The 17,634-nt window shown below is 42.9% G+C and carries 14 protein-coding genes; 9 read left to right on the top strand and 5 right to left on the bottom strand.

Annotation, left to right across the window (positions count from 1 at the left end):
* Nucleotides 1–56 precede the first annotated feature (56 nt).
* Entirely contained in the window at nucleotides 57–653 is a 597-nt protein-coding gene (locus AC3KVK_RS09155; protein ID WP_490313033.1) for a TetR/AcrR family transcriptional regulator, read from the bottom strand.
* Between the two features lie 157 nt (nucleotides 654–810).
* Between AC3KVK_RS09155 and AC3KVK_RS09160 the strand changes: the two genes are divergently transcribed.
* The 5 genes from AC3KVK_RS09160 to fghA all read left to right on the top strand — a co-directional run bounded on the left by AC3KVK_RS09160 (nucleotide 811) and on the right by fghA (nucleotide 8,124).
* Nucleotides 811–2,001, top strand: a complete 1,191-nt coding sequence (locus AC3KVK_RS09160; RefSeq protein ID WP_490313032.1) for an efflux RND transporter periplasmic adaptor subunit — start codon at nucleotides 811–813, stop codon at nucleotides 1,999–2,001.
* 2 nt (nucleotides 2,002–2,003) lie between these two features.
* A complete protein-coding gene (locus AC3KVK_RS09165) occupies nucleotides 2,004–5,165 on the top strand; it encodes an efflux RND transporter permease subunit (protein WP_490313031.1) in 3,162 nt (1,053 codons plus the stop codon).
* A gap of 73 nt (nucleotides 5,166–5,238) precedes the next feature.
* Nucleotides 5,239–6,024, top strand: a complete 786-nt coding sequence (locus tag AC3KVK_RS09170) for a PIG-L deacetylase family protein (protein WP_490313030.1) — start codon at nucleotides 5,239–5,241, stop codon at nucleotides 6,022–6,024.
* Nucleotides 6,025–6,100: 76 nt separating this feature from the next.
* Nucleotides 6,101–7,231: an S-(hydroxymethyl)glutathione dehydrogenase/class III alcohol dehydrogenase gene (locus AC3KVK_RS09175; protein WP_490313029.1), complete on the top strand. Its 1,131-nt coding sequence runs from the start codon at nucleotides 6,101–6,103 to the stop codon at nucleotides 7,229–7,231.
* Between the two features lie 47 nt (nucleotides 7,232–7,278).
* On the top strand, nucleotides 7,279–8,124 hold the full coding sequence (fghA, locus tag AC3KVK_RS09180) for an S-formylglutathione hydrolase (RefSeq protein WP_490313028.1): 846 nt from the start codon (nucleotides 7,279–7,281) through the stop codon (nucleotides 8,122–8,124).
* A gap of 68 nt (nucleotides 8,125–8,192) precedes the next feature.
* Here the strand turns inward: fghA and AC3KVK_RS09185 are convergent, their stop codons facing one another.
* From AC3KVK_RS09185 to msrA, 3 genes are all read right to left on the bottom strand, one after another.
* Entirely contained in the window at nucleotides 8,193–9,890 is a 1,698-nt protein-coding gene (locus AC3KVK_RS09185; protein ID WP_490313027.1) for a carbon starvation CstA family protein, read from the bottom strand.
* Nucleotides 9,891–10,129: 239 nt separating this feature from the next.
* The gene (locus AC3KVK_RS09190) at nucleotides 10,130–12,094 is read right to left on the bottom strand and encodes a methyl-accepting chemotaxis protein (RefSeq protein WP_490313026.1); all 1,965 of its coding nucleotides are present in this window, start codon (nucleotides 12,092–12,094) and stop codon (nucleotides 10,130–10,132) included.
* Nucleotides 12,095–12,194: 100 nt separating this feature from the next.
* Entirely contained in the window at nucleotides 12,195–13,484 is a 1,290-nt protein-coding gene (gene msrA / locus AC3KVK_RS09195) for a peptide-methionine (S)-S-oxide reductase MsrA (protein ID WP_490313025.1), read from the bottom strand.
* Nucleotides 13,485–13,620: 136 nt separating this feature from the next.
* On the opposite strand from msrA, the gene AC3KVK_RS09200 reads away from it, so the two are divergent.
* Complete coding sequence (locus tag AC3KVK_RS09200) at nucleotides 13,621–14,421, top strand: transporter substrate-binding domain-containing protein (protein ID WP_490313024.1); 801 nt, start codon at nucleotides 13,621–13,623, stop codon at nucleotides 14,419–14,421.
* Here AC3KVK_RS09200 and AC3KVK_RS09205 read toward each other — a convergent pair.
* Complete coding sequence (locus AC3KVK_RS09205) at nucleotides 14,385–14,816, bottom strand: GNAT family N-acetyltransferase (protein WP_490313023.1); 432 nt, start codon at nucleotides 14,814–14,816, stop codon at nucleotides 14,385–14,387. The two genes, AC3KVK_RS09200 and AC3KVK_RS09205, sit on opposite strands and share 37 nt — an antisense overlap.
* A gap of 141 nt (nucleotides 14,817–14,957) precedes the next feature.
* On the opposite strand from AC3KVK_RS09205, the gene AC3KVK_RS09210 reads away from it, so the two are divergent.
* From AC3KVK_RS09210 to AC3KVK_RS09220, 3 genes are all read left to right on the top strand, one after another.
* Nucleotides 14,958–15,536, top strand: coding sequence for a PilZ domain-containing protein (locus AC3KVK_RS09210; protein WP_490313022.1), 579 nt, complete (start codon nucleotides 14,958–14,960; stop codon nucleotides 15,534–15,536).
* Nucleotides 15,537–15,621: 85 nt separating this feature from the next.
* Complete coding sequence (locus AC3KVK_RS09215) at nucleotides 15,622–16,659, top strand: agmatine deiminase family protein (RefSeq protein ID WP_490313021.1); 1,038 nt, start codon at nucleotides 15,622–15,624, stop codon at nucleotides 16,657–16,659.
* 4 nt (nucleotides 16,660–16,663) lie between these two features.
* Complete coding sequence (locus AC3KVK_RS09220; protein ID WP_490313020.1) at nucleotides 16,664–17,551, top strand: carbon-nitrogen hydrolase; 888 nt, start codon at nucleotides 16,664–16,666, stop codon at nucleotides 17,549–17,551.
* Nucleotides 17,552–17,634 lie beyond the last annotated feature (83 nt).

A 17,634-nucleotide genomic window follows, 5' to 3' on the forward strand; every position in this document is an offset into this window, starting at 1 on the left:
AAAAACAGCCTATTTATTAACAATAATTCCCAAAGTAATACTTGTTATAAACTCAGTTATGCCTGCAAACCTGCAGTAAATAACTGGCATGTTTGTGTGATAAATTGCTCTAACTCATCATCAGGTAAGGCCGGTTGCCAGCGTATTGCTTGCTCCCAAAAAGTTAACTTTTTAATTCCACCAAAAAATAACGCGGAGATAAAACGAGGTTCATACAGCCCTAATGCCCCAGCTTCTTTCGCTTGGATAAACCATACTTGTAAGCCTGCTTCACAATTTTTAAATTGCTCGTCTAATTTTTTTGCTCGACTATGACTACGCATGGATTCGATAATCACTATTTTAGATAAGCGTAAATAATCCTCATCTGAACTGAGTGATACAGATAAATAAGCTAAATTTTTTAGCTGACTCGCCACATCAAGCTCAGCGTCATAAGCCACACAGCATAAGCTTGCTATACGCTCGAGTAATAAAGCCACCACCGCATCAAAGAGCGCATCTTTAGATGAATAATGCTTATACAATGTACGTTTGGATACCTTTGCACGTTTTGCAATTGCTTCCATAGTAGTCGCGACCATGCCCTTTTGCGCAAATTCTGTGATTGCAGCGCACAACACATCGTTATGTTTATCTATACTTCTAACCATTATCGCCCCCGATTACACCAAGGGGATTATAACTAATTTTAATTAAATAGGTCAGTAAAAAGTACACGTAATCGTTTACCCCGCTAAATAATAGGTATACACTTGCGTTTACTTTTCAATATGACAACGATCCCTTTTAAGCTGGAGCTTTTTAATAATGACACGTTTTTCGTCCCTTTGGCCCACTTCTTTGTTAGCTGTTTCAGTTCTGACTTTACTGACAGCGTGCTCAGAACAGCACCCCGATGCAGCCGCGCACGCCATGCAACCTGCGATGGTGTCGGTTTTATCGGTTCAACCAACCACCGCTGAGTTTTCAATTGAATTACCTGCCACCTTGTCGGGCTCAAAAGAGGTTGAAGTCAGGGCGCGTGTTGCCGGAATTTTAGAATCGCGTAATTTCTCAGAAGGTGAAAAGGTCCAAAAGGGCCAATCGCTTTTTACCCTCGATCTGCAGCCATTTTTATTAGATGAGTCACTCAATCAAGCTCAACTGCAAGCAGCTCAAGCGAGACTCGATCAAGCCAATCGAGAAGTCAACCGTTTACAAACATTACGTAAAGAGCGTTCGGTTTCTCAACGAGATTACGACAATGCTGTTTCGGACTTAGAAATTGCCCAAGCAGAAATCAAGTCAAGCCAAACTCGCCTTAAAGAGGCCCAGCTCAATTTACAATACGCTCGGGTTGAGTCACCTGTCAGTGGTGTACTTGGTCGAGAATTTGTTTCTGAGGGTACCTACGTACCAGGCCCAGAATTACTTTTAACACAAATTACCCAACTAGATCCCATCCGTTTACGGTTTGGTTTATCAGAGCGTGAACAACTAAATATGCGTGAAGATGTAGCAGCCGGGCAATTGATTTTACCTGAGAATGGCCATTGGACCACGCATATACAATTACAAAGTGGCAGCATGTACCCGCTTGCTGGCTCCGTTAATTTCAGTGATGTCCGGATCAATCCATCAACGGGCACAAGTGAAATGCAGGCTATTATCCCAAACCCTGATTACCAGCTACGGCCAGGGCAATTTGTAACAGTCATTTTAAGTGGAGCTAAGCGCGACAACGCCATCGTAGTCCCGCAAAAAGCGGTGCTTGATAATGGTATGGGGAAATTTGTTTATCGAATGATTAAAAATGATCAAGGGCAAACAATTGCAAGCCCGACCCCTGTTGAGGTGGGAGAATGGACATCCCACAGCCAACAAGGCGTAAGTGGTAATTATTGGATCATTCGTTCAGGCTTAAATGCAGGTGATCAAGTCATTGTAGATGGAATGGCCCGGATCTTCTTCCCTGGCATGCCCGTTGCGCTTTCTCCTGCGACTGCTGCGAAGGAATAACTATGTTTTCACGATTTTTTATTGATAGACCCATTTTTGCCTTTGTTATCTCGATTGTGATCGTTTTAGCAGGTTTAGCAGCAATGCGTGCGCTGCCCATCGCCCAATATCCTGAAATTGCCCCACCAGTCGTACAAGTGACGGCTGTTTACCCTGGTGCATCTGCTGCGGTGCTTGAGCAAACAGTGGCTTCGCCAATTGAAAACGCCATCACCGGAGTGGAAGGCATGATGTATATGTCTTCAAACTCCACCAGCTCCGGTGTCACCACGGTCGAAGTAACATTTGAAATTGGCACTGACATCGACCAAGCTGCAGTTAACGTTAATAACCGTGTTAAACAGGTTGAAGCCCGGTTACCTGAAGAAACACGCCGCCAAGGGGTCATTGTCCAAAAAGGCTCATCGAGCTTTTTACAAGTGCATGCTTTCTACTCGCCAGATGGCACACGCGATTCTTTATGGACATCTAATTTTGTCACTATGAATGTGCTGGATCGGATTAAACGCATTCCTGGCACGACTAATGTGCAAATTTTTGGCGCAAAAGACTACGCGATGCGCATTTGGCTTCGCCCTGATTTAATGAGCCAACTCAAAGTCACTGTAGAAGAAATTACTCATGCAGTACGCAGCCAAAACTCCCAATATGCAGCGGGTAAAATTGGTTCGACGCCAACATCAAGTTCGCCCCAAGAAATCGTCTATAGTGTGACCGCACAAGGACGTTTATCGACCGCTGAAGAATTCGCTAACATTATTATTCGCGCAAACCCTGATGGCAGCAACTTGCGTTTAAAAGATATTGCCCGAGTTGAACTTGGCTCAAAAGATTACGACTTCAATGGCACCATTAATGGAAAACAAGCCGTATTACTGGGAATATTCTTACAACCGGGTGCCAATGCCCTTGATGTCGCTGCGCAAGTTAATCAAACAGTTGATGAGATTAAATCTCAATTTCCAACAGGCTTAGCGCACCTAACTCCATACGACACCACTCGTTTTGTTGAAGTCTCGATACGTGAAGTCTTGATCACGCTTGTAGAAGCCATGGTACTGGTTTTCTTGGTCGTTTATTTATTTTTACAAAATTGGCGTGCAACCTTAATCCCAACCTTAGCTGTACCAGTGTCATTACTGGGTACTTTTGCGGGTTTGTACATGTTAGGTTATTCGATCAACACCTTAACCTTATTCGGTATGGTGCTGTCGATAGGTATTGTGGTCGATGATGCTATTGTTGTGCTTGAAAATGTTGAACGTTTAATGCACGAAGAAAAACTCAGTCCTCGCGATGCGGCCATTAAAGCAATGCAAGAAGTCAGCGGCCCCGTCGTTGCGATTGTGTTAGTGCTGTGTTCTGTGTTTGTGCCCATTGCCTTTTTAGGTGGATTAACTGGCGAATTATTCCGTCAATTTGCTATCACAATTTCAATAGCCGTGAGTTTATCAGGGGTGGTCGCCTTAACCATGACCCCTGCGCTCTGTGTTTTAATTCTCAAGCCTGAACATAAACAAACTGCGAAATTTTTCTTATGGTTTAATAATTGGTTCCATCGCGTCACGGGTCACTATGTTAACGCTGTTAGTTTTTTTGTTCGTCGTGGTGTACTGGGTTTCGTACTTGTTGCGGGGATGATTGCACTCACTGTGGGTATTTGGCAAAAAACACCCGGTTCGTTAGTCCCAGATGAAGACCAAGGGTTTTATATCTCTGCGATATTTTTACCTGATGGCGCATCTTTGGAGCGTACTGAAGAGGTAGTACAACAAGTAATTGCGGCCGCAAAATCTAACCCCGCAAACGAAAATGTCATCGCGTTTACTGGTTTTGATTTTATTGGTGGCGGCTATAAAAATAGTGCTGCAACCTTATTTGTAACTCAAAAACATTGGGATCACCGTGAAGTCACCAGCAAACAATTGGTCGGTGAATTATTTATGAAAACCGCAGGGATCAAAGAAGCCTTAGTGCTGGCTTTTAATCCGCCGCCGATCTTTGGTTTGGGCAGTACGGGGGGCTTTGAGTTTTACATCCAAAATAAAGGTGCGGGAGGGCCTGAAAAGCTTCAGCAAGCAATGGGCATGATGATGGGCGCAGTCCAACAAAGCCCAATCATTGCCGGTATTCAAACACTGTGGCGTCCAAATACACCCCAGCTCAATGTCGACGTCGATCGTGAACAAGCCCGAGCAATGGGAATTGAAATCAACGATGCCTTTACAGCACTATCTGGCACACTTGGGACCGCTTATATCAATGATTTCAATAAATTTGGTCGTGCATGGCAAGTTCTAATGTCTGCTGAGGCCAGCTTCAGAATGTCGCCAGAGGATATTGGCCGTATTTATGTCAAAAATAACCAAGGTGAGATGGTGCCGATTTCCGCGTTTGCTAACATAGCCCATAGTCGTGGACCAGACAGCCTCAATCGATACAACAATTTACCCGCGGTCAAAATGCTAGGTAATGCGGCGCCAGGTTATAGCTCAGGCCAAGCGATTGCTGAACTCGAACGCATTGCTAAAGAAGTGCTGCCTCCTGATATGACTTATGACTGGACTGGCACTGCGTTTCAAGAAAAACGCAGCTCTGGTACCACAGGTCTTGCGCTTGCAATGGCTGCAATTATGGTGTTTTTGATTTTGGCTGCTCTGTACGAGCGTTGGTCATTACCTTTTTCTGTGATGCTTGCTCTGCCTTTTGGCACGTTTGGAGCGTTAATTTCTGTGTGGATTGCGGGGTTAACAAATGATGTCTACTTCCAAATTGGGTTAGTCACTTTATTAGGCTTAGCCAGTAAAAATGCCATTTTAATCGTTGAATATGCGCTGATGAAATACCAACAAGGTTGGTCTGCCAGTGCTGCCGCACTCGAAGCGGCACGTTTGCGCTTTAGACCGATTATTATGACCTCATTAGCATTTATTTTAGGTGTTGTGCCTTTGGTGATTAGCTCAGGAGCAGGTGCTGGTGCTCGCCATAGTGTTGGAACTGGCGTGATGGGTGGCATGATGGCTGCAACCTTCTTGGCTATTTTCTTTGTGCCCTTGTTTTTTTATTGGCTGACAGAGCGTCGATTCTTTGAATCGCGAAATAAACAAGCGCTTAAAGATGAAATTGCTCAACATCACCAACAAGCGAACACACAAGCAGATTAAACTGTTATCATTAAACATAAAAGCAAGCTTCGGCTTGCTTTTATGTTATTGACTAAATAAATAGGAGAGATCAATGCGTCACTGTCTGTGTTTACTGTTGGTACTCTTGGCTGGCTGTGCTTTGTACCCTACGCCTGCTCCGACAGTTATTGCTGTTTTTGCACATCCTGATGATGAAACATGGATCGCGGGAACGTTAATGCATTTACAACAGCAGGGCATAAACCTTGTGCCGGTTTATGTTACATCTGGTGACCGCGGTTCCGATCGTTCAGGTCGAGGTTTAAACGGTCCAGCTTTAGCTAAAATCAGAGAGCAAGAGACTCAACAGGCACTATTTAACCTCACCTTGCCTGAAGCAATTTTTTTACGCTACCCCGATGGGAATACCGCATCGCATCTTGAAGCAATTGCCAACGACATCAATGCAATCAGCAAGCAATACCAAGCACCGGTGATGTTATGTTTTAGCCAAGGTGGGATCACTCAAAATAGTGATCACGTTGCGCTGGCCGACCTCTGTCAGTCACAATATTCAGACCATTTACTGGTATTTAGTTTATCGCAAACACGTGCCAATATCCTTGAGGCCACAGCTCAATCGCATCACTTTCAATACCCAATCAAATCAGCAGTCAGCGATTCGCTCATTAGCCACCGAATTGGTATCGAGCCGTTTAAAACGCAAAAAGTTAACGCGCTTGATAGTCACTCAACACAATTTCCGAAGATGATGGTGCAAGCCTTTGCTGATTTTGTCGATCAGGCTCCATATGAAGAATTAATTGTTACATCACCTTCAAACCGGGTTCAAAAAGTGCTTGATGCTTTGTCAGCCCAGAACCATGAATCCCATTAATTTAATCATGTAAGCCATTGATTAAATATTATAAACTAACCGTATTTCGTCTACTCTCACTAGCAAGGACACCATAATGGAAAACCAATTTATAAAATCAAAAGCCGCCATCGCTTGGGGGCCAAATCAGCCATTATCGATTGAAGAAGTCGATGTGATGCTACCAAAATCAGGCGAAGTATTAGTTAAAATTATCGCTTCTGGCGTGTGTCATACTGATGCTTTCACTCTCTCTGGCCAAGATCCTGAAGGGGTGTTCCCTGCCATCATGGGCCATGAAGGTGCGGGGGTGGTACAAGCTGTCGGCGCAGGCGTCACCTCTGTTGCAATTGGTGATCATGTTATTCCTTTGTACACGCCAGAATGCGGCGAATGTAAATTTTGTACATCTGGAAAAACCAACCTTTGTCAGAAAATTAGAACCACACAAGGCCAAGGCTTAATGCCAGATGGCACGACTCGTTTTTATAAAGATGGTCAGCCTATTTATCACTATATGGGCACATCGACATTCTCTGAATACACTGTTTTGCCAGAAATTTCATTAGCGAAAGTGAACAAAGCAGCGCCGCTAGAAGAAATTTGTCTGCTTGGTTGTGGTGTCACCACGGGCATGGGCGCGGTAATGAACACAGCAAAAGTACAAGCTGGTGATACGGTCGCCATTTTTGGATTAGGGGGTATTGGCCTCTCTGCCATCATTGGGGCACAAATGGCCGGTGCAAAACGCATTATTGGAATTGATATTAATACGAGTAAATTTGATCTCGCGACAAAACTCGGTGCAACTGAATGTATCAACCCGAAAGATTACGATAAACCGATCCAAGAAGTCATCGTTGAAATGACAGATGGTGGGGTCGATTTTTCATTTGAGTGTATTGGAAATGTGGATGTGATGCGCTCTGCGCTTGAGTGTTGTCACAAAGGCTGGGGGGAGTCCATCATTATTGGTGTGGCCGGTGCCGGTCAAGAAATTTCGACCCGCCCTTTCCAGCTTGTCACAGGCCGAGTTTGGCGCGGCAGTGCATTCGGTGGTGTTAAAGGCCGCTCTGAGTTACCTGAAATTGTCGAACGTTATATGGCTGGTGAGTTCAAACTTGATGATTTCATTACCCACACTATGGCCCTTGAAGACATTAACTCAGCCTTTGAGTTAATGCACAACGGCGAAAGCATCCGCTCAGTCATTCATTTTGATAAGTAAACTTCAGAATTTTCAGCACCCGAAGAGGGTGCTGAATAAGGTATGTTATGACGATTAGATTAATCAGTGAAAATAAAGTTGCAGGTGGTCTTCACCAGCAATTTGAATTTGATTCTGTTGCATTAAATAGTACCACGCGATTTGCAATTTTTTTACCGCCGCAAGCCATTTCGGGGCAAGCTGTGCCTGTTGTTTATTGGCTATCAGGATTGACCTGTAACGATGAAAACTTTATGCAAAAAGCCGGCGCATTTAAAACGGCTGCCGAACTTGGACTGTGCATTGTAGCGCCCGACACCAGCCCTCGAGGAGTGAATATTCCCGATGATCCTGACCAGAGCTATGATTTTGGTTTAGGCGCAGGCTTTTACGTCAATGCCACCCAAAAACCTTGGACGACCCATTACCAGATGTATGATTTTATTGTTGATGAGTTACCTTGTGTGGTCGAAAACCATTTCACAGTCACGACTGAACGCGCTTTATCTGGTCATTCTATGGGTGGACACGGTGCAATGATGATCGGCCTTCGAAACCCAGGTCTTTACTCATCCATTAGCGCATTTAGTCCAATTTGTCAGCCTAGCCAATGCCCATGGGGGATCAAAGCTTTCAGTGGATATTTAGGTTCAGATACACAAACATGGCGTGCGTATGATTCTACAGAGTTAATGAACACGGTTGACCAAGAACAGTTTATTCCTTTATTGATTGATCAAGGCGATAAAGATAACTTTTTACAAGTGCAGCTAATGCCAGACGAACTGATCAGCGCCGCCAAGGTTCGTCAATACCCGTTGACGTTTCGTTTGCAAGAAGGCTATGACCACAGTTATTACTTCATTAGCAGCTTTATCGATGATCATTTACGTTTCCATCATCAACATTTTTAATCAGCCAGTAAGTTATCAGGCACAAAAAAGGTTTACCTGTGGTAAACCTTTTTTGTTATCAATAGAAGCTATGTGTTTTCGGGTTCATTGTCGGTCAAAGAGACTGACTGCTTATTATGTTTGGCAATCACCGACCACGCCTCGAGCATCACCATGACACAGACAATAAGAACAATTGCGTCAATGCTGACCAATAACCAATTACCTTGTTGGTAATATTCTGCAAGTTTAATTAAGCCAGCTAAAAACGCCATAGTTAAAACAAATACCATAGGGATTAACGTGTAGCGCGCTGGTTTACCCATTTTGATTAACATCACGGAGATCACTAACAAAGTTAAACTTGCCAAAATTTGATTCGTCGAACCGAATAATGGCCAGATTATCATTCCGCCAGAACCGGACGAACCACCGGCACCAAATGCAAGTAATAAACAACAGCCTACAGCCAATAACGTTGCGATTACGCCATTTTTGATCAATTTAATATTATAAATATCACCCCATTCTTGAATGATATAACGTTGTAAACGTACCCCAGAGTCCATAGTCGTGCCAGCAAATAACACCACCATAACGGCTAAAAGAGTGGATGCGAGTTCTTTGGGGATCCCCCACCCACTTTGGATTAAATTAGCGCCACCTGTAATAAACGCACCAACGCTGCCCGCGCCAAGATGGCTATACACTTCGTGCCATTCAGCTGGTGAAAGAGCAAGGGTAACACCACTAACCGCGACTATGGTGATTAGAGCCAAGGAGCCCTCGCCCACCGCACCTAAATAGCCGACAAATCGTGCATCTGTATCTTTATCTAATTGTTTTGAACTGGTGCCCGATGACACAATGCCATGGAAGCCCGACACCGCACCACAAGCAATGGTCACAAACAGAAGCGGGATTATACTCGGTGTATCAACAGCGACCTGTGTATTAAATGCAGGTGCGGTAATATCAGGCATAAATAAAAATACAGCCCCATAAAGAAGGAATAAACCAACCAATAATTGCACGCCATTTATAAAATCGCGTGGTTGTAACAGTACCCATACCGGTAATAACGATGCAATTGCAGCATAAACAAATAAGATAATAATCCAATTGGCTTTATCCGATAAACCAAACATTTCCGTAGGTAAAGCAAGCGGCATGACACTGCCCGCATACACACTCAAATACAACGCGATCACGCCAAAAATACATAATACAATGATATTAAAATTACGATGAAGTAACTGACCAATCACCAGCGCAAATACAATGGCTGCCCATGCAGGTAACACCGCCGTTGGCTGGCTAACAAATGAATTGGCAATCACCACACCAAATACCGCATTAACCATCAGTAAAACTAAAAACACCACCACCATAAACAGAGCGCGGGTGCGTTTGCCGATCACAGACTCAGACAATGCCCCCATAGATTTGCCTTTGTGACGGCTACTGGCCCATAACGCGCCCATATCATGCACACCGGCGAAGAAGATAGTCCCTAAAACCACCCACAGTACGGCTGGCACCCAACCCCAGTACACCGCAATAGCAGGCCCGACAATCGGTGCTGCGCCTGCCACGGAGGTAAAGTGATGACCCCAAAGCACGAGTTTATTAGTAGGTACATAATCAACACCATCATTAATTTGGTGAGCTGGGGTGATGAACGAATCGTCCATTTGGAAAATTTTACTGGCGATAAATTTGGAGTAAACAAACCAGCCAAACAACATTCCAATAATGCCGAAAATGACAATAGCGATGGATTGCACGTTATTCTTCCTTTTTATTTTAGTTAGATGACATAAGTACTGCGTTTGCCCCTACTCTATCAGCAAAATAAAAAGGTGACTGTAAACCGATAGTCTAATAGCAGAAAAAGGAATGAAACGGATGTTTTCATTCCTTTTTATCTCAAAAAATGAATAAGCCTAATTCGACCTGTCAGATTCAATTATGTGGACTGAATTAAGTCTGGCAGATCCAGTAAGCGACTACACATAAAACTTGATTACTTCACTTTAAACTCTTTTGCTATCATCGCTAGCTCGTTTGCTAATTCAGCCATTTTTTCGCTTGACTGCTCTGCCTGTTGAGCACTTTGTGCCGATGTTTCTGAAGCATGGGCGATGCTAGTGATATTTTGATTAATATCTTCACAGACACTCGATTGCTCCTCGACTGCGACAGCTACTTGATTATTCATATCGTTAATCGAGCTTATCATCGCCAAAATTTGTGTCAGTGCATCGCGTGTTTCTTGTGATAGCTGGACTGAGTTTCGAGCTTCTTGACTACTTGTGGACATGCTATTGACCGCAGCTTGGGTGCCTGTCTGTAGTGATTCAATCATAGTTTGAATTTCATTCGTTGATTCTTGCGTGCGCTGAGCTAAGCTTCTCACTTCATCCGCAACAACAGAGAACCCTCGGCCTTGTTCGCCCGCTCGGGCAGCCTCAATCGCAGCATTCAAGGCTAACAAATTTGTTTGCTCAGAAATTTTGCGAATAACCTCAACAACAGCCCCAATTGCATCACTGCTTTGTGCAAGATCGTTGATATCAACCATGGCTGTTTCAATGGTATCTGCAAGGTTATTATTTGCCGAAACAGTCTGATCAATCAGGTTTAAACCCGTTTCCGCCGTCTGTTTTGCTTCATTGGCAGACTCTGCTGAGTTCGTTGATAATTTAACAACTTCTTGAATACTATAGGCCATTTGGTTGATTGCTGTTGCGATTTGAGCGGTTCGTTCTCTTTGCACATTTACCGCGTCATTGGTTGATTTTGCAATGTCACTGGCGTTAATAGCCGCATCTTTAATAGCGTCACCATTGCCTATAATTCGTAAAACGATGGCTTTTAAACTCATCGACATCGTTGTGATAGATTTAAAAATCCCCGTCGAAACCGCGCTGTGCTGATAGTCTTGTGATAGATCTCCTTTTGCAATTTTGGCTGTAATTGCAGCGATTTCTGCAGGCTCTCCCCCGATGGGCTTACGAATAACATTGGGCAAAATAATGGCCATCAATATCCCAAAAATCAACGCAGCCAAAGATACCCCTTCAACCAAATAAATCATAAACTCAACTTCATCGATCACTTGCGGACCGAGTTCATCTTGCTCAGCTTTAATACTCAATTTGACTTGTTCAAGGTCATCGGCTATTTGAGGACCTATTACATTCAGCCCATTATTAATGATTTTATTCCGCTCAATAATTGTTTTTTCTATTGCCTCTAACGCCGATAAGTATTGACTTTTAAGTTCAAAAAATTGTTGCAACTTATTACGTTCTGCTGGTTCGGTCATAACATCGAGTGCGCGCTGATACATGGTCTTTGAATTAACATCTAATTCATCATGAGCTCTTTTTGCATCATCTATCGCATTGGTTACTAAAAACTTAACCACATACAAACGTCCCAATAAAAGTGATTCTTGTAGTTTTGCAAGAATATACACTTGCTCTTGTGATGCATTTTGGCTCGAGTCCAAAAGCTCGGTAACAAGCACTCGCATTGCCTTGCCAGCCGGATCTAGCTGAGTATCCACAATGGTATTGCGTTTTTCAATGAGATCCACCACGTCTTCAAAATGACGTTCATAACGAGCAATACGCTCTTTACTCGTTTTAATTAATCCTAAACGAGTGGGGTTTTTGATTAAACTTTCAGCTTCTAAAACAAATTCATTGGATTTTTCTATACGTTGTTTGAAATCGGCCAAAGTTTCAGGCTCGGCATCTTTGAGATACTTTAAAACATTCAAGCGTGAATATAATAAGTTTGCTTGCAACCTACCCGCTAAGTTCGTGCTGATAGCCAAAGACCGATACTGCTTAAAATTATTTTCCGACGATATCAAACCGATATAACTTGCTACCGATACTACAATTAATAATAAAACTAACACTAAAAATGAGATTCTCAACTGATTAGATAATTTCATTTTTTCGATAAAACGTCTCATAACTCCCCCCAAAACAGAATGCTCACTTTTAGCATAGCCAAAAGTTCTTTGCTTTGAGAAATAATGATGGAAAACGTGTATTAAACAGTTTGTTAACCTTTTATACCCGAGGCTTAAACTCTAAAACGGTGGCATTGATACAAAATCGACGCTGCCCATTTGGTCCATCATCAAACACGTGGCCTAAGTGAATTCCTGATGATTTTGAGCGGATTTCAGTGCGCTGCATACCATACCGGTTATCGGCTTTTTCAATCACACTATTGGGCAAAGCCCGAGTGAAAGACAGCCAACCTGTACCAGAGTTAAAGCGATGGCGCGTGTCAAACAAAGGAACACCACTTAATTTATCGATAAACACTCCATCCGGAGTATTTTTAAAAATTTCATATTCTTTACAAAAGCGACCATCCGTTCCCTCATCAAAAGCAACATTAAACGCTTCACTGTCTTTGAGCTTGAATCGACCTAATAACAAATAAAACTCATCTGGGCTCAAATAACCCTGACGCCCAAACACCTCTTTCCCATCTTCAATAAATAAAATAGTGGGTGTCGCCCAAGTCGGCGTTTTAAGTGTTAATCCATCAAGCTGGCTTGCTAAGCGCGTAGAAACGGGAATACTACCTTTGTAGTCATTTAAGACATCTTTTTTAAATTTTTCACAGTATGGACAATAGCCCTGCGCCTCTATCACGACAATGTGCTGTCCTTGTAACAAAGGTGTATTATCAATTTTTACTGCAACCGTGTCTGTTTGTGTAAATGTCACGCCCGTTCTTAAATCTGGGCAATAGCCATTCGGATTTTTAGCTAAATAGTCTTGATGGTAACTTTCGGCCCGATAAAAAACATCTAAGGGTTTGATTACAGTTACGATTTCGCCAAATCCTTGTGTTGTTAATAACGGCTGGAATTGTGCTTTTAATTCTTGTGCTAGGCGCAGTTGTTCATCTGTCGTGGTCAGAATAATAGACCGGTACTGAGTACCAATATCGTTTCCTTGACGATTGAGTTGGGTCGGATCATGGTGTTCGAAAAAGTGCTTTATCAAGGTGCTGACACTGACTATGTTGCGGTTAAACGTCACTTCGACAACTTCTCCATGATTATTTGGGTTATATTTATTACTGCGTTTTGTAATTGCTTTATAGGTTGGCGACACTCCTTGACCATCGGCATAACCTGAGACAGCATTCAGAACCCCCTCAATTTGTTGATAGCGCTTCTCAGCTCCCCAAAAACAGCCTGAGCCAAGAATTATTTTTTCAATATGGTCTGTGGCTTGGTGTTTTGTCGCCGTTTCTGCTGCCTGTATGCCCATCGAAAAGATTAGTAACAACACATACATCAGTGGGTAAGATAATAAAGACATTAATTTTTGTTTCATAATTGACCTTTGAGGATTTCTTTCATAACTAACCAGACCTTAAAATCCACGAGTTGCTTTCAATTAAAAGAAATTCTGCCGTTTAGCAGGTTATTGTCTAACCTGTATACATGGCTAATAAATAAAGTGATCACATGTGAAATACCTCTTGTTTATACTGTACGTGTATTCAATAACGCTTTTTGCCAGCACTGAGCACCCCGTCAAACTGCTATTTTGTTATGAAGATAAAGAGCTCGCTCCGTACTTTTTAGGAAAAGGAAGCCATACCCCAAGCCAAAACCCAGGAGCGACGATCGAGTTACTGCAACATGTAACCCAAGAGATACCTACTTTATCGCTGACATTTATTCGTCAGCCTTGGAAGCGCTGTTTAAATGATTTGAAGCTAAATAAAGTCGATGCACTGATTGCCAGTCATCAAATTAAGCGAGAGATCCTCGGGGTTTACCCAAAAATAAATGATCACATCGATTCTTCTCGTGCATTGAGTGCACATGGGACATGTTTTATTAAACGATCTGATACTCACATTATTTGGAATGGTCACTCATTAAGCGGACAAGTCGAGCCGAGCATTGCCCTACCAGCTGGATATTCAAGCTTAGAACAACTCGAACCCTTACCGATTAAAGTCGTCCAAACCGACTCTGCCAATACCGCACAGCGGCTGTTAAAAGAAAAGCGAGTTGATTTAGCGCTGAGTCTTTGTCAAATTAATGAAGCATTACCTCATCTTCCTCAGTCTGAATACACTGATCTTGTTGTGCTGTTTCCGCCACTGGTGATCAAGCATGGATATTTAGTTTTTTCTTATCAGTTTTACGATGCTCAAACAGATATCGCTCATGCACTTTGGCAAAAAGTGAGTACATTTGATTCAACGCCTATTTTATCGCGTTATCTTGACACTTCATCCAATGGTTTAAAAAAATAATAACGTTTTCCGTTTGTAGGATAACCATCGTAATGAAATGCTTCTTGATAACCGTGTTTTTGATAGAAATAAGGGGCCTGAAATTCTAACGTATCGACCATCACTTTGTTGCATCCTTTTACAGTGGCTTGTTTCTCAATTGCTTGGAGTAATCGGCTGCCTAATTGTTGGCCTCGTAACGCACAATCGACCCAGAGCCATTCAATCATCAACCAATGGCCAAATGTATGACCGCTGACTCCTGCCATTAATTCGTCCTGCTCATTGTGGGCTGAAATCGCGATGGGGAATCGTTGCTTGACTTCAAAGTGCTGTTGATTGAACTCAATGACTTTCGCTCGTAATTGATTGCTGATGTCGCCTTCGTTGTCATCTGAATAACTTAAATGGATCATCGCCTACTCTCTATAAATCTTGATTTAGTTTGTTGCTCAGCGGCACAATAACGTAAAGCAGTCAAAGTGAACTAGCTATTTTCTTTGATGCTCGCTAACATAAGCATAATCAATAGATTAGTAAATCTTAAGTGGCTTTTTATGTCTAACCAACAACTTGATGTGTTTAAACAGTATTTTCAAATCCAAGAAGTAATTAACGTTAATCTCAAAGCTGTTTCTCCTCACCAGGTTCCCTGTGATGTTCACACGCTCGAAATGACCATCCCACCATTATTTAAATTGGCAAATGAAGTCAATACGCTCGAACAAAGTGCATTACGCCCTTTAAGGGGTTTAGGGGATCTCGCGGATGAATTGGCCCAATTTTTACAATTACAGTCACGCAAAATAGACTTAATCATGGCGCATATACTCGCCACTGAGCATCAAGATGAACAACAATCTCAAACAATCTCTTATGGCGGGGGGGGCATAGTCATATTTGACGAGACTGAGTTTGAGTTAGGTCAACACTTTTGTAGCAAGCTCTTTCTTCATCACGAAGCGGCCGCAGTATTTTGCTATAGCCAAATCATTTTAAAGCAGCCCCATGAATCTGGGTGGCATTATACTTTGGCTTTTTGCCAAATACGTCCTGAAGATCAAGAGCTCATGGTCAGAGCGAGTTTACATGCCCAGTCGCGTCAGTTGCGAGAGCGTCATCGTCCCACTAGCTAAATGCAGATTTTATTGGACAAAGTTGCTGACAGCGTGTCACTTAATGCTAAAATATCGCCCTATTTACCTTAGCTAACCTATATTTATGGCTTACACACTCCCTGCTGAATGGGCATCACAAGATGCCATTATGTTTACTTGGCCACACGCAGATACAGACTGGGCACCCATTTTATCGGATGTTGAACCTGTTTATCTTGATCTTTGCCGCCATATTCTTACTTTCCAATCATTGGTGTTGGTGGTTCATAACGAACAATTAAAGCAGCATGTCAGCCAATTGCTCGCTTCGTATCAGCTTGATTTATCTAAAGTTACATTTGTAGTTACGCCAGTTGATGATACCTGGGCACGAGATCACGGCCCAATTAGTGTCTACCAAGAAGACGGGACTGTCCGCGCACTCGACTTCACATTTAATGGCTGGGGCAATAAGTTTGACGCTAAACAAGATAATGCCATTAACCAAGCCGTCTGTAAGGCTGTACTTAATACACATGCTCACTATGAAACTATCGATATGGTGCTTGAAGGAGGCGGAATCGAATCTGATGGCCAAGGCACCTTATTAACAACGTCGATTTGTTTATTGAATACCAATCGTAATCCAACTCTGACGAAAGACGATATCGAAGCGTTACTCAGTGAAAAATTAGGCATTGAACACTTTTTATGGCTCAATCATGGCCATCTTGAAGGTGATGATACTGATAGCCACATCGACACACTTGTACGCCTAGCACCAGACAATACCTTAGTCTATGTCAAATGTGACGATAAAGAAGATAGCCACTTCACAGAGCTTAATTTGATGGAACAAGAGCTTTTAGCCTTGCGTACCAAAGAAAATAACGCTTTTAACTTAGTGCCTTTACCTTGGCCAAGTGCAAAATACGATGTCCATGGTGACCGATTACCCGCTACCTATGCGAATTTTCTTATCATCAACGGTGCTGTGTTAGTGCCAACATATCAAGATAACAATGATGCACTGGCGCTAGCACAAGTGGCTAAAGCCTACCCTGAACACACCGTGATTGGTGTGGATTGTTTACCCCTCATTCATCAATTTGGAAGCTTACATTGTATATCGATGCAATTGCCGAGCGGTTTTTTAAGGTAACCTTATGACTAAAAAATTACATGTTGCTCTGGTGCAGCACAGCAATAGTGCTGATTTAGCACATAACTTCGCAAAGACTCAAGACGGGATCAAAAAGGCCGCAGCCAAAGGTGCTAAATTAGTCGTTTTGCAAGAATTACATCGCAGCCTTTATTTCTGTCAAACAGAAGACACAGACTTATTTGATTTAGCCGAAACCATTCCAGGCCCGAGCACCGACACGTTAGGTGCCTTAGCCAGAGAGCTCGGAATCGTCATTGTTGCGTCTTTATTTGAAAAGCGTGCCACAGGTCTATATCACAATACTGCTGTGGTATTAGACTCCGATGGCTCCATTGCTGGTAAATATCGCAAGATGCACATTCCAGACGATCCGGGGTTTTATGAAAAGTTTTATTTCACACCGGGTGATTTAGGTTTTGAACCCATTCAAACCTCTGTTGGCAAGTTGGGTGTGTTAGTCTGTTGGGATCAATGGTTTCCTGAAGCTGCGCGCTTAATGGCCATGGCTGGGGCAGAAATTCTGATTTACCCGACCGCCATTGGTTGGGATACACGTGATGATATCGACGAACAAACTCGACAATGTGATGCATGGGTTATTTCACAGCGCGCACATGCTGTTGCCAATGGCATTCCGGTGATCAGCTGTAACCGGGTCGGCCATGAAAGTGATCCAAGTGAAAGTTCAGACGGTATTTTGTTCTGGGGCAATTCTTTTATTGCAGGGCCACAAGGCGAAATCCTCGCACACGCGGGTGCAAAAGAGGATGAAATATTGAGCGTTGAACTTGATATGCAGCGCAGTGAAGATATTCGCCGAATTTGGCCATATTTGCGTGACCGACGCATTGATCATTACCAAGATTTACTAAAGATTTACCGCGATTAATCTGCACTAGGCCATGCTTTGATGGCCTTTTATATAAAAATAACCAAACGCGCGACGTTACCTTACTTTGCTACGGAGTTTTG

The organism is Pseudoalteromonas sp. J2K-J979 (assembly GCF_058169715.2).

Excerpts from the sequence above, each read along its gene's own strand:
- AC3KVK_RS09190 (WP_490313026.1), bottom strand. The coding sequence starts at position 12,094 with ATGAGACGTTTTATCGAAAAAATGAAATTATCTAATCAGTTGAGAATC.
- AC3KVK_RS09210 (WP_490313022.1), top strand. The coding sequence starts at position 14,958 with ATGTCTAACCAACAACTTGATGTGTTTAAACAGTATTTTCAAATCCAA.
- AC3KVK_RS09160 (WP_490313032.1), top strand. The coding sequence starts at position 811 with ATGACACGTTTTTCGTCCCTTTGGCCCACTTCTTTGTTAGCTGTTTCA.
- AC3KVK_RS09155 (WP_490313033.1), bottom strand. The coding sequence starts at position 653 with ATGGTTAGAAGTATAGATAAACATAACGATGTGTTGTGCGCTGCAATC.
- AC3KVK_RS09165 (WP_490313031.1), top strand. The coding sequence starts at position 2,004 with ATGTTTTCACGATTTTTTATTGATAGACCCATTTTTGCCTTTGTTATC.
- AC3KVK_RS09205 (WP_490313023.1), bottom strand. The coding sequence starts at position 14,816 with ATGATCCATTTAAGTTATTCAGATGACAACGAAGGCGACATCAGCAAT.
- msrA (WP_490313025.1), bottom strand. The coding sequence starts at position 13,484 with ATGAAACAAAAATTAATGTCTTTATTATCTTACCCACTGATGTATGTG.
- AC3KVK_RS09175 (WP_490313029.1), top strand. The coding sequence starts at position 6,101 with ATGGAAAACCAATTTATAAAATCAAAAGCCGCCATCGCTTGGGGGCCA.
- AC3KVK_RS09215 (WP_490313021.1), top strand. The coding sequence starts at position 15,622 with ATGGCTTACACACTCCCTGCTGAATGGGCATCACAAGATGCCATTATG.
- fghA (WP_490313028.1), top strand. The coding sequence starts at position 7,279 with ATGACGATTAGATTAATCAGTGAAAATAAAGTTGCAGGTGGTCTTCAC.
- AC3KVK_RS09220 (WP_490313020.1), top strand. The coding sequence starts at position 16,664 with ATGACTAAAAAATTACATGTTGCTCTGGTGCAGCACAGCAATAGTGCT.
- AC3KVK_RS09170 (WP_490313030.1), top strand. The coding sequence starts at position 5,239 with ATGCGTCACTGTCTGTGTTTACTGTTGGTACTCTTGGCTGGCTGTGCT.